At 61.7% G+C, this 23,733-nt stretch carries 18 protein-coding genes; 5 read left to right on the top strand and 13 right to left on the bottom strand.

Going from position 1 to position 23,733, the window contains the following annotated elements; genetic code table 11:
• Positions 1-123 precede the first annotated feature (123 nt).
• Entirely contained in the window at positions 124-2,433 is a 2,310-nt protein-coding gene (locus RlegSU303_RS02860; RefSeq protein ID WP_151519383.1) for a Tex family protein, read from the bottom strand.
• Positions 2,434-2,847: 414 nt separating this feature from the next.
• Between RlegSU303_RS02860 and glyS the strand changes: the two genes are divergently transcribed.
• Together glyS and RlegSU303_RS02850 are read left to right on the top strand one after the other, a co-directional pair.
• The gene (gene glyS / locus RlegSU303_RS02855; protein WP_231283427.1) at positions 2,848-5,022 is read left to right on the top strand and encodes a glycine--tRNA ligase subunit beta; all 2,175 of its coding nucleotides are present in this window, start codon (positions 2,848-2,850) and stop codon (positions 5,020-5,022) included.
• Positions 5,023-5,080: 58 nt separating this feature from the next.
• Entirely contained in the window at positions 5,081-5,569 is a 489-nt protein-coding gene (locus RlegSU303_RS02850) for a DUF523 domain-containing protein (protein ID WP_094086614.1), read from the top strand.
• Between the two features lie 78 nt (positions 5,570-5,647).
• Here the strand turns inward: RlegSU303_RS02850 and RlegSU303_RS02845 are convergent, their stop codons facing one another.
• From RlegSU303_RS02845 to RlegSU303_RS02800, 10 genes are all read right to left on the bottom strand, one after another.
• Positions 5,648-7,471 carry a methyl-accepting chemotaxis protein gene (locus tag RlegSU303_RS02845; protein WP_131623077.1) on the bottom strand — a complete coding sequence of 608 codons (1,824 nt, stop codon included), beginning with the start codon at positions 7,469-7,471 and terminating at the stop codon, positions 5,648-5,650.
• A 461-nt stretch (positions 7,472-7,932) separates the two neighbouring features.
• Positions 7,933-8,394: a plant virulence effector HPE1-like domain-containing protein gene (locus tag RlegSU303_RS02840; RefSeq protein WP_094086616.1), complete on the bottom strand. Its 462-nt coding sequence runs from the start codon at positions 8,392-8,394 to the stop codon at positions 7,933-7,935.
• Positions 8,395-8,493: 99 nt separating this feature from the next.
• Positions 8,494-9,771 (bottom strand): phosphoribosylamine--glycine ligase, encoded by a 1,278-nt coding sequence (gene purD, locus RlegSU303_RS02835; protein WP_231283426.1) that lies wholly within the window; start codon positions 9,769-9,771, stop codon positions 8,494-8,496.
• Positions 9,772-9,836: 65 nt separating this feature from the next.
• The gene (locus RlegSU303_RS02830; RefSeq protein ID WP_222352372.1) at positions 9,837-11,771 is read right to left on the bottom strand and encodes a DUF2207 domain-containing protein; all 1,935 of its coding nucleotides are present in this window, start codon (positions 11,769-11,771) and stop codon (positions 9,837-9,839) included.
• Positions 11,772-11,807: 36 nt separating this feature from the next.
• Positions 11,808-13,070: a 3-phosphoshikimate 1-carboxyvinyltransferase gene (locus RlegSU303_RS02825; RefSeq protein WP_094086619.1), complete on the bottom strand. Its 1,263-nt coding sequence runs from the start codon at positions 13,068-13,070 to the stop codon at positions 11,808-11,810.
• Positions 13,071-13,159: 89 nt separating this feature from the next.
• Positions 13,160-13,711, bottom strand: coding sequence for a LemA family protein (locus RlegSU303_RS02820; RefSeq protein ID WP_094086620.1), 552 nt, complete (start codon positions 13,709-13,711; stop codon positions 13,160-13,162).
• Between the two features lie 113 nt (positions 13,712-13,824).
• Positions 13,825-15,648 (bottom strand): DUF2207 family protein, encoded by a 1,824-nt coding sequence (locus RlegSU303_RS02815; protein WP_445944748.1) that lies wholly within the window; start codon positions 15,646-15,648, stop codon positions 13,825-13,827.
• Positions 15,649-15,730: 82 nt separating this feature from the next.
• A complete protein-coding gene (locus tag RlegSU303_RS02810; RefSeq protein WP_017993106.1) occupies positions 15,731-16,687 on the bottom strand; it encodes a glycine--tRNA ligase subunit alpha in 957 nt (318 codons plus the stop codon).
• Between the two features lie 289 nt (positions 16,688-16,976).
• The gene (locus tag RlegSU303_RS02805) at positions 16,977-17,168 is read right to left on the bottom strand and encodes a membrane protein (RefSeq protein WP_020048688.1); all 192 of its coding nucleotides are present in this window, start codon (positions 17,166-17,168) and stop codon (positions 16,977-16,979) included.
• Positions 17,169-17,186: 18 nt separating this feature from the next.
• On the bottom strand, positions 17,187-18,047 hold the full coding sequence (locus tag RlegSU303_RS02800) for a S49 family peptidase (protein ID WP_029872639.1): 861 nt from the start codon (positions 18,045-18,047) through the stop codon (positions 17,187-17,189).
• Between the two features lie 170 nt (positions 18,048-18,217).
• Here RlegSU303_RS02800 and RlegSU303_RS02795 point away from each other — a divergent pair, with 170 nt between their 5' ends.
• A complete protein-coding gene (locus RlegSU303_RS02795; protein WP_231283425.1) occupies positions 18,218-19,558 on the top strand; it encodes an Nramp family divalent metal transporter in 1,341 nt (446 codons plus the stop codon).
• Between the two features lie 29 nt (positions 19,559-19,587).
• Here the strand turns inward: RlegSU303_RS02795 and RlegSU303_RS02790 are convergent, their stop codons facing one another.
• Both RlegSU303_RS02790 and RlegSU303_RS02785 read right to left on the bottom strand, forming a co-directional pair.
• Positions 19,588-20,364 (bottom strand): tRNA1(Val) (adenine(37)-N6)-methyltransferase, encoded by a 777-nt coding sequence (locus RlegSU303_RS02790; protein WP_231283424.1) that lies wholly within the window; start codon positions 20,362-20,364, stop codon positions 19,588-19,590.
• Positions 20,365-20,370: 6 nt separating this feature from the next.
• Positions 20,371-20,598 (bottom strand): putative signal transducing protein, encoded by a 228-nt coding sequence (locus RlegSU303_RS02785; RefSeq protein WP_065278960.1) that lies wholly within the window; start codon positions 20,596-20,598, stop codon positions 20,371-20,373.
• 108 nt (positions 20,599-20,706) lie between these two features.
• On the opposite strand from RlegSU303_RS02785, the gene RlegSU303_RS02780 reads away from it, so the two are divergent.
• Both RlegSU303_RS02780 and RlegSU303_RS02775 read left to right on the top strand, forming a co-directional pair.
• Positions 20,707-21,723, top strand: a complete 1,017-nt coding sequence (locus RlegSU303_RS02780) for a polyprenyl synthetase family protein (protein WP_065278959.1) — start codon at positions 20,707-20,709, stop codon at positions 21,721-21,723.
• Between the two features lie 134 nt (positions 21,724-21,857).
• Entirely contained in the window at positions 21,858-23,690 is a 1,833-nt protein-coding gene (locus RlegSU303_RS02775; protein ID WP_231283423.1) for a tetratricopeptide repeat protein, read from the top strand.
• Positions 23,691-23,733 lie beyond the last annotated feature (43 nt).

The following is a 23,733-nucleotide window of genomic DNA, read 5'->3' as shown; positions in this document are numbered from 1 at the left end:
CAAATGTGACAGGATAGTCACATCAACTTAATAGCTCTCTTTCGCCTTACAAGCGCCCGATTTAGCACTCCGCTCAGAACGCTGCCAAACTGTTGCATTTTTGCCGAAATTCCGGCTAAACCTTTATTTTCGCTTCATGGCTTCGGCAAGTGCTGCACCGAATGCACCCTGGCTTTCGGCTTTCTGCGCCGCCGGCCGGCGTTCGTTCTGCGGCCGGGAACCCTGACTTCCGCGAGAATCACCACGCGGCGGAGAGGCTGAAGAGCCGTCATCACGTTTCATCGAGAGAGCGATGCGCTTGCGCTTGGCATCGACTTCGACAACCCGCACCTTGACGACATCGCCGGCCTTCACGACTTCGTGGGGATCCTTGACGAAGCGATCGGCAAGCTGGGAGACATGCACCAGGCCATCCTGGTGCACGCCGATATCGACGAAGGCGCCGAAGGCGGCGACGTTGGTCACCGTGCCTTCCAGCACCATGCCGGGCGTCAGGTCGGAAATTTCGTTGACGCCCTCGGCAAAGGTCGCGGTCTTGAAGCTCGGACGCGGGTCGCGGCCAGGCTTTTCCAATTCCGCGATAATGTCCCTGACCGTCGGCAGGCCGAATTTCTCGTCGATAAACTGGCGCGGATCCACCGATTTCAACACGGCACTATCGCCCATCAGCGCGCGCAGATCGCGGCCGCAGGCGGCGACGATCTTCTTGGCGACGCCATAGGCCTCCGGATGCACCGAGGAGGAATCGAGCGGCTCCTTGCCGTTGGGAATGCGCAGGAACCCGGCGCATTGCTCGAAGGTGCGGCCGCCCAATCTGGCGACCTTCAGGAGATCCTTTCGCGTCTCGAAACGGCCCTCGCTGTCGCGGTGGCGGACGATGGCGTCGGCGATCGACGGGCCGAGGCCGGAGACACGCGCGAGCAGCGGCGCTGACGCCGTGTTGAGGTCGACACCGACGGCATTCACCGCGTCTTCCACCACGGCATCGAGCGAACGCGACAGCTTCTGCTGGTCGACATCATGCTGATATTGGCCGACGCCGATCGACTTCGGCTCGATCTTGACGAGTTCGGCCAGCGGATCCTGCAGGCGCCGCGCGATGGAGACGGCGCCGCGCAGCGACACGTCGAGATCGGGGAATTCTGCCGCTGCGGTCGCCGAGGCGGAATAGACCGAGGCGCCGGCTTCCGACACGATGACCTTGGTCGGCTTCGGCGCCGGCAACTCGGCCAGCATGTCGGCCACCAGCTTTTCGGTTTCGCGGCTGCCGGTGCCGTTGCCGATCGAGATCAGCTCGACATTGTGCTTGCGGACCAGCGATGCGAGCTCGACCTGGGCACCGCGCACATCGTTCCTCGGCTGGAATGGATAGACGGTCGATGTCGCCACCACCTTGCCGGTGCCGTCGACGACAGCGACCTTGACGCCGGTGCGGATGCCGGGATCGAGACCCATCGTCGCGCGCGAGCCGGCGGGCGCTGCCAAGAGCAGGTCCTTCAGATTGCGGGCGAAGACATGGATCGCCTCCTCTTCGGCCCTTTCGCGCAGTTCCCGCATCAGGTCGAGCGAGAGCGACATGGAAAGCTTGACGCGCCAGGTCCAGCTTGCGACCTCCATCAGCCAGCGGTCGCCGGGACGGCTCGTACCGATCTCGTAAGCCGCCACGATCATGCGTTCGACCGGCTTGTTCGGAGAGGCGGTTTCGGCGTCGGCCTCGATCGTCAGCGTCAGCACCTCCTCGTTCCAGCCGCGCAGCATCGCGAGCGCGCGGTGGCCCGGCGCAGTCGCCCAGCGTTCGGAATGGTCGAAATAGTCGGAAAACTTCTCGCCCGTTGCCTGCTTGCCGTCGACGACTTTTGCCTTCAGCAGTGCGGCCTGGCGCATATGGGCGCGCAACTTGCCGAGCAGGTCGGCATTTTCGGCAATGCCTTCGGCGATGATGTCGCGCGCGCCTTCGAGCGCCGTCTTCACATCGGGCACATCAGCTGTGACGAAGCCTTCGGCCAATACCGCCGGTTCCCTGGCTCGGTCGGCAAGGATCGTCTCGGCGAGCGGGCCGAGGCCGCGTTCGCGGGCGATTTCCGCCCGTGTGCGGCGCTTCGGCTTGTAGGGCAGATAGAGATCTTCGAGCTCGGCCTTGGTTTCGGCGCCTGCGACCTTGGTCATCAGCTCGTCGGTCATCTTGCCCTGGCCGGTGATCGATTCGACGATCGCGTCGCGCCGGGCTTCGAGTTCGCGCAGATAGACCAGCCGTTCGGCGAGATTGCGCAGCTGCGTATCGTCAAGCCCGCCCGTCACTTCCTTGCGGTAGCGGGCGATGAAGGGCACGGTTGCGCCCTCGTCGAGCAGCTCGATGGCGGCTTTGGCCTGTTCGGGCCGGGCGTTGATTTCGGCGGAGATGCGGGCTGCGAGAAAACGGAGGTCTGCGGCCATGGGATTTCCTGTTTCGTCAGAGGTGGCGGGACCATAGCGGCGAAAAGCGGCAAGGCAATGCCCGACTGTGGTTTTCACAGGTTAATGGATTGGAGGATCATCGACGTGTTGCCGTGTGGCCCCCTCATCTGCCTGCCGGCATCTTCTCCCCGAGGGGAGAAGGGATATGCCGTACTGCTTTCCTCCATCACAAACGGCAGCGGCAAGAATGGATCGCTGCCGCAACTCCCCTTCTACCCATCGGGGAGAAGGTGCCCGGCAGGGCGGATGAGGGGGCCACGCGGCAACACGCCTGCCGGTTGCCCCACCCCATCGCTCTCGTCCGTTTTTGCGGTTGTGCAGATGCGGCATTCTTTGATAGCAGAAGCAACGTTTTTGGATCGCCCTGCCCGCGGGCGCAAGGAAAAGATTGACATGCCAAACCTTCTTCTCGAACTCCGCTCCGAAGAGATTCCGGCCCGCATGCAGCGCAAGGCTGCCGGCGACCTGAAGAAGCTCGTCACCGATGCGCTTGTCGAAGCGGGTCTATCCTACGAGGGCGCACGCGAATACTGGACGCCGCGGCGGCTTGCGCTCGACATCCATGGGCTGACGGCACGCTCCGCCGATGTGCGCGAGGAACGCAAGGGGCCGCGCACCGACGCCAACGAAAAGGCGATCGAGGGTTTTCTGCGCGGTGCAGGACTGTCCTCCGTCTCCGAGGCGCAGGTGATGAGCGATCCGAAGAAGGGCGATTTCTACGTCGCAGTCATCTCCAAGCCCGGCCGTGCGACGGAAGAGATCGTCAGCGATGTGATGCCCGGCATCATCCGCGATTTTCCCTGGCCGAAGTCGATGCGCTGGGGCAAGGCTTCATCGAAGCCCGGTGCGCTGCGCTGGGTGCGGCCGCTGCAGTCGATCGTCTGCACCTTCGGCCCGGAGCATGAAGAGACCACCGTCATTCCCTTCGAGATCGACGGCATCACCGCCTCCAACATCACCTACGGCCACCGTTTCCACGCGCCCGAGGCGATCACCGTCCGGCGCTTCGACGATTATGCGGCGAACCTGGAAAAGGCCAAGGTCATCCTCGACGCCGAGCGGCGCAAGGACATCATCCTGCACGACGCCCGCGACATCGCCTTTGCCAACGGGCTGGAGCTGGTGGAAGACGAAGGCCTGCTGGAGGAAGTCTCCGGCCTCGTCGAATGGCCGCAGGTGCTGATGGGCAGTTTCGAGGAGGATTATCTCTCGATCCCCTCAGAAATCATCCGGCTGACGATCAAGACCAACCAGAAGTGTTTCGTGACGCGCGCGAGCGGCAGCGAGACGCTGTCGAACAAGTTCATCCTGGTCTCCAACATCCAGGCGAGCGACGGCGGCAAGGAAATCGTCCACGGCAACGGCAAGGTTGTGCGCGCAAGGCTTTCCGATGCGCTGCATTTCTGGAAGCGCGACCAGGGCGATCTGCCGGATCTCGAAACGCTGACGGCTTCGGCGGCAAAGTTCGGCCTCGACATCAAGAAGCCGCTCGACCAGCGCATGGCCAAGCTCGACGCGCTCGACGTGACCTTCCATGCCAAACTCGGCACGCAGGGCGCACGCGTTGCCCGCATCCGCGCCCTGGCCAAGGAATTGGCTGGCATCACAGGCGCGGATTCAGCTCTCGTCGATCGTGCTGCGGTACTTGCCAAGGCCGATCTGCGCACCGAAACGGTTGGCGAATTCCCGGAATTGCAAGGCTTGATGGGCCGCAAATATGCGGTGCTGCAGGGCGAGAATGCCTCCGTTGCCGCAGCAATCGAGGATCACTACAAGCCGCAGGGTCCGTCCGATCGCGTGCCGGAGGATAAGGTAGCGATCACTATCGCCCTTGCCGACAAGCTCGATACGCTGATCGGCTTCTGGGCTATCGACGAAAAGCCGACCGGGTCGAAGGATCCGTTCGCCCTGCGGCGGGCGGCGCTCGGTGTCGTCAGGATCCTCTTGGAGCGAAGAATCCGCCTGCCGCTTTTGGCGTCTTTAATTGGGGTAGCCTTCGACGCTAAGGTGCTCGGAACGGAGAAAATCGAGGTTACCGGAGAAGCCATCTCCGACCTGCTCTCCTTCTTCCACGACCGTCTCAGGGTCTATCTGCGCGACCAGGGCGCCCGCCATGATCTGATCGACGCCGTGCTGACGCCCGATGCCGACGACCTGTTGATGGTGGCGCGCCGCGTCGAAGCGCTGACGGCTTTCATCACCTCGGAAGACGGCAAGAACCTGCTTTCCGGCACAAAACGCGCGACGCAGCTGCTTGCCGCCGAGGAAAAGAAGGGCACCGTGATCGCCGACGGCGTTTCGCCAGCGCTTCTGAAGCTCGATGCCGAGAAGGAGCTCTTCGCCGCAATCTCCAGCGCCTCGAAGGATGCCTCGGGCGCCGTTGCCGGAGAGGATTTCCGCTCGGCGATGGAAGCGCTTTCCAAGCTGCGCGGCCCAGTCGACCGCTTCTTCGAAGAGGTACTCGTCAACGACGAGGACGCTGCCATCCGCGCCAACCGTCTCGCGCTGCTGCGACTGATCCGCGAGGCGACGGGAACGGTTGCGGACTTCTCGAAGATTTCGGGGTGATGTTCGGCCGCCATCGGCGGTCTGGCATTGCCGCCGCCGTGGCGTTATTCATGCAGACATGCAGAGCAAGATTCTCGTCAGCGCCTGTCTCATGGGCCACGCCGTCCGCTATGACGGGCGGGCGAAGCCGTTGCTTCACCCTGCGATCGAGCGCTGGCGGGCCGAGGGCCGGCTGGTGACGATCTGTCCCGAGATGTCGGCTGGCATGACGGTGCCGCGGCCGCCCGCGGAGATCGCAGAGGCGGCAACCGGCGAAGAGGTGCTGGCCGGCAAGGCGCGGGTTGTCGAGCTGACGGGCGCCGATGTAACGGAAGAATTCCTGCAGGCTGCCAAGAATGCCGTGACGCTCGCACTGCAAGCCGGCTGCCATTATGCGCTGCTCATCGACGGCAGCCCGTCCTGCGGGTCCGGTTTCATTTATGACGGCACGTTTTCCGGCCGTAAGCAGGCCGGCAACGGCGTGACGGCGGCGGCGCTGAAGGCAGCCGGCGTCGAAGTGTTTTCCGATCACGAAATCGAGCAGTTGATCGACCGTATCGCGGAATAGGGGTCCAAATGGCACGGCCGCCGGAGAACCGACGGCCGCTAAGAATTTGGTGATAAAAACGCTTTTGTCACGCGCCGTTTAAGCGGCACGGCGACCTTGATGCATAGCCGGGGCAGCGCTTTCGCCACTGACGCGGAAGCCGCGGATAAGGTCGATCAGCTCGTCGGTATCGCTGGCCAGCGTCTCTGCCGATGCCGTGGTCTCCTCGGCCATGGCGGCATTCTGCTGGGTGGCGGCATCGAGCTGGTTCATCGACGACGAGATCGAGCGCAGCGTCGTATCCTGTTCGGAGGCGCTGTGGGCGATCTTGGCGACGATCTCGTTGGCGGCTTTGATCTGATCGGAGATGCGCTTCAGCGCCTCGCCTGCCTCGCCGACCAGACGGACGCCGTGGTCGACCTGGCTGGAGGAGCGGGCGATCTGATCCTTGATCTCCTTGGCCGCAGCGGCGGAGCGCTGGGCGAGTTCGCGGACTTCCTGAGCGACGACCGCAAAACCCTTGCCGGATTCGCCGGCACGGGCTGCCTCGACGCCGGCATTCAGCGCCAGCAGATTGGTCTGGAACGCGATCTCGTCGATGACACCGATGATCTTGGTGATCTCCGACGACGACTTCTCGATGCCGCTCATCGCCTCGATCGCCTGGGTGACGATCGCATCGCTATGGGTGGCTTCGGTGCTGACCGAATGGACGCGCTTGCTGGCTTCATGGGCGCCATCGGCCGTCTGACGGACGGCGACGGTGAGTTCGTCGAGGGCCGCCGAGGTTTCTTCGAGGCTGGCAGCCTGGCGTTCGGTGCGCTGCGACAGTTCGTTCGAAGCCCGGCGGATCTCTTCCTTGCTGGTGCCGATATCGGTGCCCTTGGCGCTGACCTTGGCCATGGCGGCTTCGAGATGCGACAGCGCATCGTTGAAGTTGTCGCGAAGGGCGGCGTATTTCTGGCCGAGATCGGCGCAGCGGACGGTGAGATCGCCGCGGGCGATCATCTCCAGCGCCTGGCCGATCGTCGTCACCACGCGCGCCTGCAGCGTTGCCTCGTCCTGCTGCTGGCGCAAGTTGTTTTCGCGCTCGCTTTCCAGCGCCAGCTGCTGGGCCGCCTCGCGATCGGACATCTGATGGCGCTCCCTGATCTTTTCCTGCAGCGAGAGAGTCGCCTTGGCCATCATGCCGACTTCGTTATTCATGCCGGTATGCGGGATGGCGATGGAAACGTCCTCTTCCGAGACCGCCTTCAGGGCGGCGTGGACATTGTTGAGAGGCCCCGATATGCCGCGAATGACGATGTAGGCGGCTGCCATGGCAAGGAAGAACAGAACGATGCTGCCGGAGAGTGCAGTCAGGATCGTGCTGTTTATCTGAGCATCAAGATCGTCCATATAGACGCCGGTAACGACGACAACCTTCCAAGGTTCGAAGGCCTGTGCATAGGCCGTCTTGCGGAAATCGCCCGCCGGCTGGCCCGGTTTGCTGGTGGAATAAAATTCGACGAGACCGCCGCCCTGCTGCCCGAGCTTGACCAGCTCTTCGCGATAGAGCTTGCCTTTGCTGTCCGGCTGACCCTTCAGGTTCTGCCCGACTTTCGCGGCATCATAATGGAACATCATCTGGACGTCGTAGCTATAACCGAAGAAATAGCCGTCCGGATCGTATTTCATCCCGTTGACGGTGGTGTAGGCCTGCTTTTGGGCATCCTCGAGCTTCATTTCGCCCGCGGTTACCTTGGCCTGGTAAAGCTTGAGGACCGAGACCGCCGACTGAACCTCGGCGCGGAGCATGTCATAACGCTCCTTGTAGATTGCATCGACCGAGGAGCGGATCTGCAGAGAGGTGGCGATCGCAAAGGCGATCATCAGGCCGACGACCAGCAATATGAGCTGCTTCGATATCTTCAAATTTTTCATGACGCCTCGCAACGGGAATGGATGGCTGCATTCCGGTGCGGTTTTCTACCGCCTGTGCGAGCGCGCCGAAAAGGAGGACGCGTCTACCGCTGCTAAAACAAACATGCTGCGACCGGGTAAGGAACAATTGATGCCCACCCGATAAAAAAGCTTTAACTTTATTGTTCGCGATCCGAATTTCCCTTAAAATCCAGGGTGCTTACAAAGAAAAACCGCCGGATCTTCATCCGTCGGCCAAATATCATTTTTTTTCGAATTCTCGGCGTGCCCGGCGCATCAAAACATGAATGCACCCTCGCTGCTCATCGAGGGTGCATTCGGTCCACCGGTGGTGGAACCCCAATCGATCGAAACCTTGATCAGGCAGGGGCAGGGAACTTTTTTGTTTTTCGCAATTCCCGGCAAAACCGCTTCGCGCTTTGCCTGGGAAAGCCGTTGCGCACTTTTCCAGGAAGTTGCTGTTAGAAACGCAGCTTGAAATCGGAAGCGTTAAGGGCTGCCGGTTGTTCCGCCATGCCGGCCGCAACGGGCCTGGCGTCGCCGCCGATGACGGCTGCCGTCGTCGCACTCATGTCGATGCCGTCGGCAGGCAGGGCTGGAGGTGCCGCGGCAAGCATCGCTTCCGGGGTTGCCTTGCTGACGAAGACGACGGGCGAGCCGCCCATCCAGCCTTCGGTGCGATAGAGCTTCTTTTCGCCGCCGACATCGCGGATTTCACTCGCCTGGAGGACGCCGGGCTTCAGCTCCGGCACCGTATAGTCCCTCTTGGTCAGCTCGGCCTGGAGCGGCGGGCAATGGGCGCAGGTTTCGGTGACGATGCTGCCTTCAGCGGACGGCGCGGTCTTGCCGACCACCTCTATCGAGGACGCCATCGCAGAACCTGCCATCAGCAGGATTGCCGCACCGAGGAAAATCTGACGCATCAAAGTTACTCCGTCTCATCTCAGGAGCAAATTAGCGCAGCTTTGTTTCCATACCGTCAGGGGAAAAGGTAAAAACTTATAGAATGCGGCGGTTTATACTCACTGCGGGCCGGTTTCGCGTTCGATCGCCCGCCAGCCGATGTCGCGCCGGCAGAAGCCGTTTTCCCATCTCACCCTGTCGAGCAGCGCGTAGGCGCGGTCCTTGGCCTCGGCGACCGTGCCGCCTGACGCGGTGACGTTCAGCACGCGGCCGCCGGTCGCAACCAGCGCGCCGTCCTTCAGACCCGTACCGGCATGAAACACCTTCTCGCCCTCGCCCGCATCCGGCAGGGAGAGGATCGGCGTATTCTTGTCGTAGGCGCCGGGATATCCCTTGGAGGCCATGACCACCGTCAGTGCCGGATCGTCGCTCCATTCGGCCTTGACCTGATCGAGCGTGCCGTTGGCGGTGGCGAGCAGCAGCGGCAGGAGATCGCTCTTCAACCGCATCATCAGCACCTGGCATTCGGGGTCGCCGAAGCGGACATTGTATTCGATCAACTCCGGCCCCTTCCTGGTGATCATCAGCCCGGCGAAAAAGACGCCGGAGAAAGGATGACCGCTCTCGGCCATGCCGCGCATCGTCGGTTCGATGATCTCCTTCATGGTGCGCTCGACCATTTCGGCAGTCATCACAGGCGCCGGCGAATAGGCCCCCATGCCGCCGGTATTGACGCCGGTATCACCCTCGCCCACCCGCTTATGATCCTGGGCGGTTGCGAGCGGCAGCGCATTTTTGCCATCGCAGAGGCAGAAGAAGCTCGCCTCCTCGCCATCGAGATAGGCTTCGACGACGACTTCGGCGCCGGCAGCGCCAAAGGCACCCTCGAAGCAGTCGTCGACCGCCGCCAAAGCATCATCGAGCGTCATCGCAACCGTCACGCCCTTGCCGGCGGCAAGACCATCGGCCTTGACGACGATCGGCACGCCTTCGGCGCGGATATAGGATTTCGCCTTCGGTCCATTATTGAAGCGCTGGTAGGCGCCTGTCGGAATATCGTAGCGGGCGCAGATATCCTTGGTGAAGCCTTTGGAACCCTCGAGCTGGGCGGCGGCAGCGGAGGGACCGAAGACCGCCAGGCCATCGGCGCGCAAACGGTCGGCGAGGCCGGCAACCAGCGGCGCCTCCGGGCCGACGACGACGAAATCGATCGCCTTGTCCTTGCAGAAGGCCGCGACCGCTTCGTGATCCTCGATATTCAAGGGCACGAGGACGGCGTGTTCGGCAATGCCGGGATTGCCGGGTGCGGCGTGGAGTTCCGTCATCAACGGCGATTGCGCCAGCTTCCAGGCGAGCGCGTGCTCGCGTCCGCCCGATCCGATCAACAGAACCTTCATGCGCCACCCTTTCCTTTTCTGTCTGGCGGTTAAGGGCCAGGGGCCGAAAGGTCAAGCAGGAAAGCTTACCAGCCCCCGCCTCCCCCGCCTCCGCCACCGCCGCCGGACGAGCCGCCGCCGGAAAAACCGGAGGATGAGCTCGAAGGCGGCGGCGCGGGAATCGTCGACGCGATGGTCGAGGCCATCGAAGAGGAAAAGCCGCCGATACGATCTGAGAAGCTGCCGCTGTTGAAATTGCCGGCATACCAGGCGGGCGCATAGGCGGCGGCCGCGCCGGCGGCAGCGACCGCAAGCCAGGTCTCGAAGGTGCGCGACCAGGGCTTTTCGACGCCGAGCGCCACCGCATAGGGCAGCAGCGTCTCGAAATGCTGCGGCGACATATCAGGTGCGCCTGCCGTGTTCATCCGGTCTTTCTCGGCAAGCGTCAGATACTGCCGCAGGCCGTCTATGCCGTCCATCATCTTGGCGCCGAGCGGGGTCGGCGCACCCATGATGAAGAAATAGAGGATGTTCAAAAGCACGATGCCGCCGACAGCAAAGAGCATCGGCGTTTCGTGCAGTTCCACCAACGAGGAGGCAAGCGCCAATCCCATGGTCGCCAAGATGCTGATGCCGACGAAGACGCCGATCGCGGCGGAGATGATGGCGATGATCTTGCCGAACAGCGACTTGCCGCGATGCAGTGACCTGACGAGGCCGGCGACGAACACCGAAACGAAGACCGAGATGACGATCGGGATCAGCATCACCGCGATGGTGTCGGGCTCCAGCGAACCGAAAACGAACAGGATCACCAGGGCCGCGGCACTGAGCGCGATGCCGCCTGCGGTATAGATCAGGTTGGAATTGTAATATTTGCCGCGATGCTCCTTCTCGATCGCCGAGCGGAATGCCTGCCCGACGGACTTCACCCGCTCGCCATTGGCCTTGTCGATCGTCAGCGTCGAGCCGGCGCCACCGGCGACCTTCAGCAATTCGATCTCGCCGGCCTGGAATTTCTCCTTGCCGAGCGGCTTGCCGGTTCCGCGGATGACGATCGAGTTCTTCAGGTCTTCCAGCTTGACGTAACCGCGGACGGCAAGATTGAGCGCGGTGGCGGACAGCGCCGTCCAGCCCTCTCCGGAGAAGCCCTTATTGTCGATATAGTTGACCAGCGCCGGCGAGATACCATCCGGCGCGTCCCAGCGCGGCACGACGACGCCACGGGCGGGATCGCGGCCGACCTTCAGCCAGGAGCGCGTGTAATAGGCGAAAACGAGGATCAGGCCGCCGAAGCCGATGAAATAATTGCGGTTGTCCTTCAGCCACCAAGTGCTTTCCATGTCCGCGCTCGGCGGATCGATCGACCCCTTCGGCATGCGGATTGCAAAGGTGAGCCCTTCGTTGGGGCCAAGGGGCGTGGTGGTGGAAAAGACCAGGCCAGCGCCGGTCTGGTTGACGCGGGCGTTCTTTCCCGTCGCGCCCTGCTGGCCGGTAAAGAAAGTCGTCTCAGTCGCGCCGACGCCAGGCGGCAGCGTCACCGTCGCCGTGGCCGAAAGCATCGGGAAGATCCAGCCATTGCCGGTAACGTTCCAGTAGAGTTCGTCATGATCGTCGAAATAGCGGATCTGTCGGTTGGTCCTGTAGGTGAAGACATAGCGATGACGGCCCGGCGTCACCGTCTCATCGGCGGAACCGGCATAGATGCGAATGCCGCCTGAGATCGATTCGGTGTGCCAGGGCTCGTCCTCGCCGTCGCGCTGGACCGACACCACATCGAAATCGACGCTACGGCGGCGGCCCGCAGCATCAGTGAAATAGAGCGGGAAATCACGGAAGATGCCATGGTTGATCTGGTTGCCCTCGGCATTGACGGTGATCGTTTCGGTCACTGTCATCGCACCGCTTTTGTCGAGCGCGATGTCGGACGCGAAACTGTCGATCACCTCGGCGGCAAAGGCAGCGGGGGCGGGGAGCATCAACAGCAATGCAAAGCAAAATCCGAAAAACCGACGACCCATCCCTGTCTCCCCGCCGGCAGCCTCGGCTGCGTTTCGTCAATCGTTGTCCTGATAGGTCACGCCGAGTGCCGCCAGCGTCCGCCAATAGGCGGGGAAGGTCTTGCCGACGCAATCGGGATCGAGAATGGTGATGCCGTCGACCTTCAGCCCGGCGAGTGCGAAGCTCATGGCGATGCGGTGATCGGCGAAGCTGTCGATCTCAGCCGGCAGCGTCTGACCGGCGAGAGCAGGATCGGAATGGACGATCAGATCGTCGTCGTCCTCGACGGCCAGGCCTGCGCGGATATTGTTGAGCCCCGTGGACAGGGCGCGGATGCGGTCGCATTCCTTGACTCGCAGATTGGCGATGCCAACAAAGCGGACCGGCGTCTCATTGAAAGCGGCGAGCACCGCGATCGTCGGAACGGCATCCTGCATCTGCGAGCCGTCGATTTCAGCCGGCAGATGCGGGAATTTGGCGATCGCCTCGTAGGCCTTGGCATCCGGCTGGGTGAAGGCATCGTTCGGCACGCCGAGATCGATCTTGCCACCACTCAGCACTTCGGCCGCCCAGAGATAGGTCGCGGCGGATGCATCCGGCTCGACGATGAAATCGGCGGCCCGGTAGCCGGTCGGCTCGACGCGCCAGGTGACGGGACTGGTCTTTTCGACCTTGGCGCCGAAGGCCTTCATCGCCGCCGTCGTGAGATCGATATAGCCAAGCGCGCCGATATCCTCACCGACGAGTTCGATATCGACAGGACGGTCGCCGCCGGCCGCCATCATCAGCAGCGCCGAAACATATTGGCTGGACAGGCCGCCATCGATCGGGATTCGGTCGGCCTCAAAGCGGCCGGTGCCCCTGACGGTGACCGGCGGGCAGCCGGTCTCGGCGGTGACGTCGATGCCGAGCGTACGCATCGCCTCGACCAGCGGGCCTATCGGGCGCTTGCGCATATGCTCGTCGCCATCGACGATGACGGTGCCGTCGACCAAAGCCGCAGCCGCCGTCAGGAAGCGGGTCGCCGTGCCGGCATTGCCGAGGAAGAGCGGCGCTTTCGGCGCCATCAGCCTGCCGCTGCCGGTGACGACGAAGCTGGTATCGTCAGGCTCGTCGATTGCAACACCCATGGCGCGCAGCGCTTCGGCCATATAACGCGTATCGTCGCTCTTCAGCGCCCCGGTCAGCCGGCTAGTGCCCTTCGCAAGGCCGGCGAGCAGAAGCGCGCGATTGGTGATCGACTTGGAGCCCGGCGGCATGGCGCGGCCCGAAAGCGGCCTGCCCGGCGGGATGATCGTGAGTTTGGCTGTGCGTGTCATGCTGTTCTTCCGTCCATAAGGCGACCATTACCGGCCGCAATCTGCCCTTGCTCTTAATCGCTTTCTGGCAAAGGCAAAATGCCGGATCGTCAGAATTTCACGGTGGGGACGGCGCGGTCGGCCTCGTTGGTGATTTCGAAATATTCCCGCTTGGCAAAACCGAACTGGCCGGCAACGAGATTGGACGGAAAGCTTTCGACCTTGACGTTCAGGTCGCGAGCCGCACCATTGTAATAACGCCGCGCCATTTGAAGTTCGCCTTCCATGGTTTCCAGCGAGGCCTGCAGCTCGGCAAAGTTCTGGTTGGCTTTGAGATCGGGATAGGCCTCGGCGAGCGCGATGACCCGGCCGAGCGCCTGGCCAAGCAGGCCTTCCGCCTGCGCCCTGCCGGCGACATCGCCTGATGGAACGGCCTGCGCCTTGTTGCGGAGCTCAACCACCTCTTCAAGCGTCGACTTTTCGTGGGCGGCATAACCCTTGACCGTCTCGATCAGGTTTGGGATCAGGTCGGCGCGGCGCTTGAGCTGGACATCGATACCCGACCAGGCCTCTTCCGCCATCTGCCGCGCGCGAACCAGGCCGTTGTAGATGAAGACGAGATAGAGCGCGATGACAACGATAATAGCGAGTGTCACAAACATGCAGATGGGCTCCCCGATTTGATGATCGCACGTTAGTGATTCGGCATAACAAAGTCATCTTGGCGCAGTCATTCTTTGACTGATTTCGATCAGACCTTGAGAATGCCGCTCGTCTAAGAACTTATTCGCCAATCCGGAGCATAGGCATCCATCTTCTCGCTCTCTCGCCAGAGGTTGAAACGTTCGGTCCAGCGTTGCTCAACACCAAGCGCGACGGCGAAGGGCAGATGGTGCTCGTAGCATTCGATCGACATTGGCGGGCCATCGATCTCGCCGTGGAAATAATGGTGCAAGCTGAGGATGTTATTGCGCATCTGCCGCTGCTTCGACGTTGGCATGCGCAGCATCGCCAGAACGACGATAATGCCGACAATGTGTAGCAAGATCGCCACCAGATATGGCTGCTGTTCGCCGATCACTTCAGTCATGCCGATATAGCCAAGTGCAACAATCAGTATCGCCGGAAGACCCACAAACAAACTAATCGCCTGTTTGAACTGCTCGGAGGTGCCGGTGGCCACGGGAAACCGCTCTGGATGGCGGAACATTGTTACCGCTAGAAAAACAATGAACAATATCCCGCAGATGGCCGCGGAAAAGATCAAGAGGCCCGACAAATAGGCAGTGGCAATGCCAAGAACTAGAATTGTAGCTGAAGTCTTCAGCGCTGCTCGATCTGCGCCGCCTCTAACTTTCCGATATTCCTCGGCGACTATCTGGTGCAAGTCAGGTTCAAAACCATACAGGCCGTATACGACGGTGCGCCGATCATTGACAGGTCGCTCTCCTTCAATCCGACCAAACACCGAACGCGTCACAGCTGGAAGACCATACCATCTGGCGCGCGCCACCTTGCCCTTCTTGCGCACCTGCCTGGCAGACAAATCCGAAGCTTCAGCATTCTCTCCAAGGCCAGAAATGCGAAGCAGTCTCTTCGTTGCGAGATGGCAGACAGACGCCATGAAGGCTGCCTTTGCAGCATCCGGCTTCCAGTTCCAAAACACATAGGCGGCTAAAGCAGGCGAAATGCTCTCCGTCTTCTTACCGTCGACAGCAATTGAAGGTGCAGTCAATCGCCAGCTCTGCCCCAATCTAATGAGGACAAACAGACTGGCGATGAGCGGTCCCAAAATACTTATGCACGGGAGAAGGTGATCGGAGAGCCACCACCGCACCCGATCGCCGCTCGTTACGGTCACAAAGGTCCCTGCGGGATATTCGATCTCGATGTCCGGCAGCTTTCGATCCGCTTTACCTACTGGAATGGATACCAAGATCTCATTCGGTGCGCTCCGCGTAATGTCATAGGCCGCCGCCCGATCCTGTTGCGAGGGGCGTACCGTTCCGCCCGGCGGCAGTTTTAGAGTAAGCGTTTTTTTCGCTCCCTGGCCGTGCACGCGGCCCATATAGGCCGGCAGGAAGAGAACCTCGCGATCGCCTTCCTGACGAACCAGGCGTCCGAGCCAGTAAGCGATCTGGATCTTTGTAACACCGGTGAGCAGATCTGCAGAACAGCCTTTGCAGTGCTCCGTTCCTATGTAAACCGAATAGCCCGGCACACTGTTTTCTTTGAAATAATATTCGTCTATTCCGTCACGCCGGGCTGCGGCCAGTTCGAAATCTCGCCAGTGAACACCACCTGAAGCATCCGTGAAACGTTGAGGGATATCAACGTAAACGCCGCCGTAATTTTCCGCCTTTTTGACCAAAATATCGAAGTTTTCCGACACAAACGCACCGCCGTCGGTATAGACTTCGATGGTAGTGTTTGCCGAATAGACGGTGAATTCTTTGTCGAAATTGCTGCACGAAGTGAGGACGAACAGCATGGCGCATAAGATGGGCCATGCTAAAAGGCGCAACATCCTGGGGGCGGAATTTTCATACAAAAGTTTAAAGTAAAGAATACCGCTCTTCAAAAGAGATACCGAAGCCATACGTGATCGCAACACCCACAAGACAATGTGGGGACAGATTGCGCAATACAAAAGAAGCGTAGCGACGGAAATTAGACGGCTATTACGCCGCCTCTTTCGAGAGGTTGACGCCGCCGGCGTCGGTCAGCAGGAAGGCTTCGCCACAGGCCTTGGCGAGCGTACGCACGCGCAGGATATAGCTCTGGCGCTCGGTGACCGATATGACGCCGCGGGCATCGAGCAGGTTGAAGACATGGCTTGCCTTGATGCACTGGTCATACGCCGGGAAGACGCATTTGTGCAGGCGCTGGTTTGCGTTATCGCCGGGGGCGCCGGCATCGAGCAGAGCCCGGCATTCCTTCTCGGCATCGACGAAATGGCGATGCAGCATCTCGGTATTGGCGAATTCGAAATTATGGCGCGAATATTCCTGCTCGGCCTGCAGGAAGACGTCGCCATAGCTGATCTTCTCGTCGCCGTCGCGGCCGTTGAAGTTCAGGTCGTAGACATTGTCGACGCCCTGGACATACATGGCGAGGCGTTCGAGACCATAGGTCAGTTCGCCGGCGACGGGCGAGCATTCGATGCCGCAGACCTGCTGGAAATAGGTGAACTGCGAGACTTCCATGCCGTCGCACCAGCATTCCCAGCCGAGGCCCCAGGCGCCGAGCGTCGGGCTTTCCCAGTCGTCCTCGACGAAACGGATGTCATGCAGCAGCGGATCAAGACCGATCGCCGCCAGCGAGCCGAGATAAAGCTCCTGCAGATTGGCAGGGTTCGGCTTCAGGATGACCTGGTACTGGTAATAATGCTGCAGCCGGTTCGGGTTTTCGCCATAGCGGCCGTCGGACGGGCGCCGCGACGGCTGGACGTAAGCCGCCTTCCACGGCTTTGGGCCGAGGGCGCGCAGCGTGGTGGCCGGGTGGAAGGTGCCGGCGCCGACTTCCATGTCATAGGGCTGCAGCACCGCGCAACCCTTGTCCGCCCAGTAGTTATGCAGGGTCAGGATCAACGCCTGGAAGGAGCGCTTCGGGTTCATATGGTCTGGGATAGCTGACATCGAACGGTACCGATTGCGTGGGATTTATCGGCGCGACAGGTGCCATGGAGGGCGGCGGGGGTCAAGACTTTTGCGGCGGCGGAGAGATCTAAAACCCCTCCCCAACCCCTCCCCACAAGGGGGAGGGACTAACCCGGAGTACCCGCCTCGCTCCTTCCGAAACGTCGAAGATCTGGAAAGAGGGTGCGGCAAGTTAAGCCCCTCCCCTTGTGGGGAGGGGTTGGGGAGGGGTCTAGGATGCCGGATGGGGCAGAGCAGTGGCGACGCCCCTTTAATTTGTGCTCTTAATTTATTCTCCCTCGCGCTTCAGCCGGTATTCCCCCGTCTCCGGGTCCTTGACCAGCGTGCCGATCGCACCGGTCTGGCGCTCCTTTTCAGCACGGCGCGACTTTTCGGCAAGCTTACGGGCATCGGAGACGAAGCGGCGGTAAAGCCACCAGGCTGAGAAAACCAGGACCAGGATTGTAATAAGCTGTGCCATGCCCCTCTCTTGCTCCTCTCAAAGCCCGAACCGGCTCCACAATGCTCTCTCTTCCGCCGCTTCGACAAGCCCCGTCGCGAGACCGGATGCAGCACCTTCGAGCGAGACCGGCGATACGCCGGGTATCCTGCGGCCGAACAGGCCGCGGCCGGCGGTGACGAGCTCCAGCTTGGTCTTCTGGCCGTAGCGCCGCTTCAGTTCCTGGCGCATGTCGCCGAGGCCGTCGATCAGGCCGAGTTCGAGGCCGCGTGTGCCACTCCAGAACAGGCCGGAAAACACCGCCGCATCGTCCCTCAGCTTGCCGGCGCGACGTTCGCGCACCATGGAGATGAAGACCTGGTGGATTTCGAGCTGCAGGCTCTTCAGGTACTCGATGTCCTTTTCCTTTTCCGGCTGGAACGGATCGAGGATCACCTTGTTTTCGCCAGCCGTATAGACGCGGCGTTCGACGCCGATCTTCTTCAGCAGTTCGGGAAAGCCGAAACCGCCGGAAACGACGCCGATCGAGCCGACGATCGAGGTGGCGTCGGCGATGATCTCGTCGCCGGCAAGCGCGATCATGTAACCGCCCGAGGCAGCGACATCCTCGACGAAGACCAAAACCTTCTTCTGCTTCTCGCGGGCGAGCTCGCGAATGCGGGTGAAGATCAGGCGCGACTGCACGGGCGAGCCGCCCGGCGAATTGATGGAGATGGCGACCGCCGGTGCGTCCTTCATGGCGAAGGCCTTTTCCAGAACCGGAGAGACATTGGCGAGGTTGAGGGTCGGCCGGAACTGGCCGCCGCCGCTGATGATCGCCCCCTGCAGGCGAACGACCGGAATGGTGATGCCGTCCTTGCGGAACCGTTTCGGCATCAGTTTTCTCAAGAATCCGGCCATTTCCCATCCTTCGCTTCGGGTCGCACGATCGTCACCCATGTATGCGCTGGAACGACAAACGCAATGGCTGCGTTCCTGAAAACATTGGGCTTGAATTTGTTGTTGCGAATGACTTGCATTATCATTCTAATTCGTCATAGTGCGTGCACGATAAAACAGGTGGAAATCGCATGGACGTGCTCAATCCGAATACAAAGAGCGGCTGGCGGCACGAACGCGGAGAAGCGTCGCTGTCGGATGTCTACCGCACCGTCGGAACCGGGCGTCACAGCTCGATGTGGCGAAGGGCGGCGGCCTTCGCCGGGCCGGGCTACATGGTCGCCGTCGGCTACATGGACCCCGGCAACTGGGCGACCTCGCTCGCCGGCGGCTCGAAATTCGGCTATGCGCTGCTCACCGTCGCGCTGCTTTCCAACCTGATGGCGATCGTGCTGCAATCGCTCTGCGCGCGCCTCGCGATCGCCTCCGGCCGCGACCTCGCGCAGGCCTGCCGCGACGCCTTTCCGAAATATGTCTCGCTGCCGCTCTGGGCCTTTGCGGAAATCGCCATCATCGCCACCGATATCGCCGAGGTGATTGGCACGGCGATCGGCCTCAACCTGTTGATGGGCATCCCGCTCGAACTCGGCGTGCTGATCACCGCGCTCGACGTCTTCGTGATCCTCTTCCTGCAGAAGCTCGGCTTCCGCTGGGTGGAAGCCTTCATCATCGCGCTGCTCGGCGTCATCGCGGTCTGCTTCGGCGTGCAGATCCTGCTGGCCGACCCGCAATGGGGCGCGGTTCTCACCGGCTTCTTCCCGACGACCGAGATCGTCACCAATCCCGAGATGCTCTACCTGGCGCTCGGCATTCTCGGCGCGACCGTCATGCCGCACAATCTCTATCTCCACTCCGGCATCGTGCAGACGCGGGCCTATGGCCATACGGTTCCTGAAAAGAGGGAGGCGCTGACCTTTGCGACGATCGACTCGACGGTCGCGCTCTGTTTCGCGCTGCTGATCAACGCCTCGATCCTGATCCTGGCTGCCGCCGCCTTCAACGCGCATGGCAAGACCGACGTCGTCGAACTCGGCGATGCCTATTCGCTGCTGTCGCCGCTGCTCGGCCTCGCCATTGCGCCGACGCTGTTCGGCATCGCGCTTCTCTGCTGCGGTCTCAACTCGACGGTGACGGCGACGCTTGCCGGCCAGATCGTCATGGAAGGCTTCCTCAAGATCCGGCTGAAGCCGTGGGTGCGCCGCCTGATTACCCGTGCCATCGCCATCGTGCCGGCAGCGATCGTCACCATCTGGTATGGCGACCAGGGCACGGCGGAGCTGTTGATCCTGACCCAGGTGGTGCTCAGCCTGCAGCTTTCCTTCGCCGTCTTCCCGCTGGTGATGTTTACCGCCAACAAGGCCAAGATGGGCGAACTGGTGGCGCCGCGCTGGCTGAGTGGTGTCGCCTATCTGATCGCGGTCGTGATCGCCGGACTGAACGTCAAGCTGCTCCTCGACTTCGTCACCGGCTGAAGCATTTTCAGGAAAAGTGTGAAGCCAGCCTAAAGCCTGGCATAGGCCGCCCGGCCATTGTTGAAATCATCGACGAGGGGAGAGAACTTGTGGCTCCCCTCTTCGTGCATGATGAGGGCCGCCCGTAGCGACAGCCGCGCCCGCGATCCCTTGATCGCTGTCACCAGGATCCGCACGGCATTTTCGCCCGGACGCGGATGGATGGCGGTGATCTCGATGCCGCCGAAGCGCCGGCCGCAGGCCGTGATGATCTCGGCGATCGATTGCGGCCTGGCGATCAGCGACAATTGCCCGCCTGGGATCATGATGGCACCCGCCGTGCGGATCCAGCTTTCGAACAGGCCGTCGGTCATCGCATGGGCTTCGGCCTTCAGCGCATCCGGCGTGCGCCGGTCGCCGGCGTCGTTGAAGGGCGGGTTCATGATGACGTGGTGGAAGCTCTCATCGGTGAGCCCCGCATCGTTGCGCGCCTTGGCGGTCAGCGTCACATCGGCCTCGACGACGCTGACGCGGCCGGCGACATGGGCATTGTCGGGCAGCAGGATGCTGCGGCGGGCATAATCGGCCATCTCGGCCGAGCGTTCGAAAAGCACCACCTCTGCATCGGCAAGGCGCGAGGCGACGGCAAGACCGGCGGCACCGGCGCCGGCGCCGAGATCGGCAACCCTGACCGGGCGATCGTCGGCGACGAGCGCCGCAAGCAGCATCGCATCCATGCCGGAGCGATGGCCCCTGCCCTTCGGCTGGACCACATGGAAGGCGCCGCGATGAAAGGCATCGATCGTTTCAGCGGTTTCCCCGGTCATCGAAGCTCACTTCCGATCGCGCAGCTCGCTGCCGAGACCGGCATCGATGAGGATGCGGCGCGCCTGATCGGCCATCTCCTCATCCACCAGCAGGCGGCGCGACAGCATGCCGAGCGAGCCTTCGAGCACGCTCATGCCCTGATCGGCGATGAAGCAGTGAATTCCGGCATCCTTCATCAAACTCTCGGCATAGGAGAGAAGAACGGGATCGTTGGCGCGGATAAGCTCATGCATTTGCCGTCGTTTTCCTTCCAAATTCGCCCAGCGCGACAATTCACCCCTTGCCGCGTCCATCGCCCCTTTCTATTGTCAGGTGCAATGAATGAATAGGAGTCCGGGTCGTTGGGCGTGGTCATACCGCTTGAAGAAAGCAAAAACAAACTGGCATCCATAAAGCCGCTGGTCGATCTCACCAGGGCGGATATGGAGCGAGTAAACCAGCTCATTCTCTCCAAGGCCGGCTCCGACGTGCAGATGATCCCCGAAGTGGCGAACCATCTGATCTCGTCCGGCGGCAAGCGGCTGCGGCCGATGCTGACGCTGGCTTCCGCATCGCTGTTCGACTACAGGGGCGAAAACCACGTCAAGCTCGCCACATCGGTCGAGTTCATGCACACGGCGACGCTGCTGCATGACGACGTGGTCGACGAAAGCGATCTGCGCCGCGGCAAATCGACGGCGCGGATGATCTGGGGCAACCAGGCAAGCGTGCTGGTCGGCGATTTCCTGCTCGGCCAGGCCTTCCGCATGATGGTCGATGTCGGCTCGCTCGATGCGCTGGACGTCTTGTCTGCCGCCGCCTGCGTGATCGCCGAAGGCGAGGTGCTGCAGCTTTCCGTCGCCAAGAACATGGAGACGACGGAGGACGATTATCTCTCGGTCATCCGCGCCAAGACGGCCGCTCTCTTTGCCGCCGCCGCCGAAGTCGGGCCGATCGTCGCCGAGGCCGGCCGGTCAGGCCGCAATGCGCTGAAATCCTACGGCATGAATCTCGGGCTCGCCTTCCAGCTGGTCGACGATGCGCTCGACTATGGCGGCAAGGCCGCCGATCTCGGCAAGAATGTCGGCGACGATTTCCGCGAGGGCAAGATCACCCTGCCGGTCATTCTCGCCTATCGCCGCGGCACCGAGGATGAGCGCGCCTTCTGGCGCGATGCGATCGAGGCCGGCAACAGCACCGACGCCAACCTCGAAAAAGCGCTGGGATTGATCACCAAATACGGCACGCTCAGCGACACGATCGGCCGCGCGATCCATTACGGCACGATCGCGCGCGATGCGCTTGCGCCCCTTCCCGATACGGTCTGGAAATCCGCCCTGATGGAAGTGATCGACTTCTGCATCGAGCGCGTCAATTGATCAAACGTCCTTGATCGCAGGCTGATTTTCTTGCAGCACCGCTTCAAAAAAGCCATCCTGTTATGAATCAGTGATCGCAACTGATTTTGCGGCCGGCACCATTTGTCGGGACGCTGTCGAAGAAAGGTTTCCTAATGCGGCAGAGAATTGCCATCCGTCTTCTTACGAGCGCAGCGCTGGCCGCTGTCCTTTCGCTCAGCGGTGTCGGCGGCGCAAACGCCGAGGATGCGGCCAAGACAGACGATGCCGGCACGGCCGTTCACTTCGATGCGGACAGCGTCACCACTTTCTCCGGCGCCTTTCTCGCCGCGCGCACCGCCGATGTCGATCATGATTATGAAACGGCGATCGAACTCTACAAGAAGGCGCTGCAGATCGAGCCCGGCAATCCGGAGATTCGCCAGCGGCTGATGATCTCGCTGCTGCTCAATGGCGATATCAAGGACGGCGTCAAATATGCCAACGACCTGAAGGGCGATCCTTCCGTCGAGCGTATCACCACGATCGTGCGCGGCATGGATGCCGTGCGCCGTGATGACTACAAATCCGCCGAGGCCATCCTGAAATATAAGGGGCCAAACGATCTCGACCGGATGATGAACGACCTGCTGCTCGCCTGGGCCCGCGTCGGCGCCGGCCGCGGCAAGGAAGCGCTCACGATGGTCGAGAAGATGAAGGGGCCGGACTGGTTCCGCATCTTCCAGAATTACAATGCCGGAGCGATCGCCATCGCCATCGGCGACGTGAAATCCGCCCGAAAGCATCTGAACGATGCCGTGCTCGACAAGGAAGGGGGCGCGACCGCGCCCGACACCTTCATGCGCGCCGTGATGGCGCTTGCCCGCCTCGAAGCAACACAAGGCAATAAGCAGAAGGCGCTCGACGCCGTTTCCGTCGGCGACAACCTGTTGCCGAACTATGCGCCGCTGAACGCGCTGCGCGACAGTATCGAAAAGAACGAGAAGCAGGAGCAGCAGGTCAAGACGGCCGAAGAAGGTGCCGCCGGCGTGCTGTTCTCGGTCGGCGGCGCGCTGAACCGCGACGGCGCCGAGGACATCGTCTCGCTGTACCTGCAGACGGCCAATGCGCTCGATCCGAACAGCGCCGATACGCTGGTGCTGCTCGGCGGCATTGCCGAGAAGCAGAACCAGATGGACCGCGCCATCGCGCTCTACAAGAAGGTGCCGGAGAATTCGCCGATGCGGCGCATCTCCGAGCTGCAGCTCGGCCTTGCCCTTGCCCAGGGTGGCAAGGTGGACGAAGCGCGCAAGCACCTGCAGGCGCTGATCGCCTCCGATCCGAAGGACATCCGCAGTTACCTCGCCTATGGCAGCGTGCTCTCCGACGCCAAGGACTACCAGGCGATGGCCACGAATTACGACAAGGCCGTCGAAACGATCGGCCCCATTCCGGGCCGCGCCAACTGGAGCGTCTTCTTCCAGCGCGGCATTGCCTATGAACGGCTGAAGAAGTGGGACCAGGCGGAACCGAACTTCCGCAAGGCGCTGGAGCTCAATCCCGACCAGCCGCAGGTGCTGAACTATCTCGGCTATTCGTGGATCGACATGAATCGCAACCTCGACGAAGGTCTCGGCATGATCAAGAAGGCCGTCAACCTTCGCCCTGACGACGGCTACATCATCGATTCGCTCGGCTGGGCCTATTTCCGCCTCAACCGCTTCGACGATGCCGTCGACGAGCTGGAGCGGGCCGCCCAGATCAAGGCCGGCGACGCGACGATCAACGACCATCTTGGCGATGCCTACTGGCGCGTCGGACGCAAGCTCGAGGCCGTCTACCAGTGGAACCGGGCGCTCGCCTCCGAGCCCGAAGCTGCCGAGATCCCGAAGATCAAGGACAAGGTCGCCAACGGCCTGCCTCCCGTCAGCGACGATGCCAAGGCAGCCGACAAGAAGCAGCCGGATCCGGCGCCCGTCATCCCGCCGCCGGTCGACAAAAAATCCTGACGGGCAGGAGGCATGCCTGAAAGGACTTGGCCGGATACAGGTC

It is taken from the genome of Rhizobium sp. SU303 (assembly GCF_021052345.1).
GTDB classification, from domain to species: Bacteria; Pseudomonadota; Alphaproteobacteria; order Rhizobiales; family Rhizobiaceae; genus Rhizobium; species Rhizobium laguerreae.
Note: the sequence above shows the minus strand (reverse complement) of the source record. Positions and strands in the feature narration are given on the sequence as shown.

Excerpts from the sequence above, each read along its gene's own strand:
- RlegSU303_RS02840 (WP_094086616.1), bottom strand. The coding sequence starts at position 8,394 with ATGCGTCAGATTTTCCTCGGTGCGGCAATCCTGCTGATGGCAGGTTCT.
- RlegSU303_RS02810 (WP_017993106.1), bottom strand. The coding sequence starts at position 16,687 with ATGTCAGCTATCCCAGACCATATGAACCCGAAGCGCTCCTTCCAGGCG.
- RlegSU303_RS02795 (WP_231283425.1), top strand. The coding sequence starts at position 18,218 with ATGGACGTGCTCAATCCGAATACAAAGAGCGGCTGGCGGCACGAACGC.
- glyS (WP_231283427.1), top strand. The coding sequence starts at position 2,848 with ATGCCAAACCTTCTTCTCGAACTCCGCTCCGAAGAGATTCCGGCCCGC.
- RlegSU303_RS02815 (WP_445944748.1), bottom strand. The coding sequence starts at position 15,648 with ATGGCTTCGGTATCTCTTTTGAAGAGCGGTATTCTTTACTTTAAACTT.
- RlegSU303_RS02820 (WP_094086620.1), bottom strand. The coding sequence starts at position 13,711 with ATGTTTGTGACACTCGCTATTATCGTTGTCATCGCGCTCTATCTCGTC.
- RlegSU303_RS02845 (WP_131623077.1), bottom strand. The coding sequence starts at position 7,471 with ATGAAAAATTTGAAGATATCGAAGCAGCTCATATTGCTGGTCGTCGGC.
- RlegSU303_RS02790 (WP_231283424.1), bottom strand. The coding sequence starts at position 20,364 with ATGACCGGGGAAACCGCTGAAACGATCGATGCCTTTCATCGCGGCGCC.
- RlegSU303_RS02805 (WP_020048688.1), bottom strand. The coding sequence starts at position 17,168 with ATGGCACAGCTTATTACAATCCTGGTCCTGGTTTTCTCAGCCTGGTGG.
- RlegSU303_RS02800 (WP_029872639.1), bottom strand. The coding sequence starts at position 18,047 with ATGGCCGGATTCTTGAGAAAACTGATGCCGAAACGGTTCCGCAAGGAC.
- RlegSU303_RS02860 (WP_151519383.1), bottom strand. The coding sequence starts at position 2,433 with ATGGCCGCAGACCTCCGTTTTCTCGCAGCCCGCATCTCCGCCGAAATC.
- RlegSU303_RS02830 (WP_222352372.1), bottom strand. The coding sequence starts at position 11,771 with ATGGGTCGTCGGTTTTTCGGATTTTGCTTTGCATTGCTGTTGATGCTC.
- RlegSU303_RS02825 (WP_094086619.1), bottom strand. The coding sequence starts at position 13,070 with ATGACACGCACAGCCAAACTCACGATCATCCCGCCGGGCAGGCCGCTT.
- RlegSU303_RS02850 (WP_094086614.1), top strand. The coding sequence starts at position 5,081 with ATGCAGAGCAAGATTCTCGTCAGCGCCTGTCTCATGGGCCACGCCGTC.
- RlegSU303_RS02775 (WP_231283423.1), top strand. The coding sequence starts at position 21,858 with ATGCGGCAGAGAATTGCCATCCGTCTTCTTACGAGCGCAGCGCTGGCC.
- purD (WP_231283426.1), bottom strand. The coding sequence starts at position 9,771 with ATGAAGGTTCTGTTGATCGGATCGGGCGGACGCGAGCACGCGCTCGCC.
- RlegSU303_RS02785 (WP_065278960.1), bottom strand. The coding sequence starts at position 20,598 with ATGCATGAGCTTATCCGCGCCAACGATCCCGTTCTTCTCTCCTATGCC.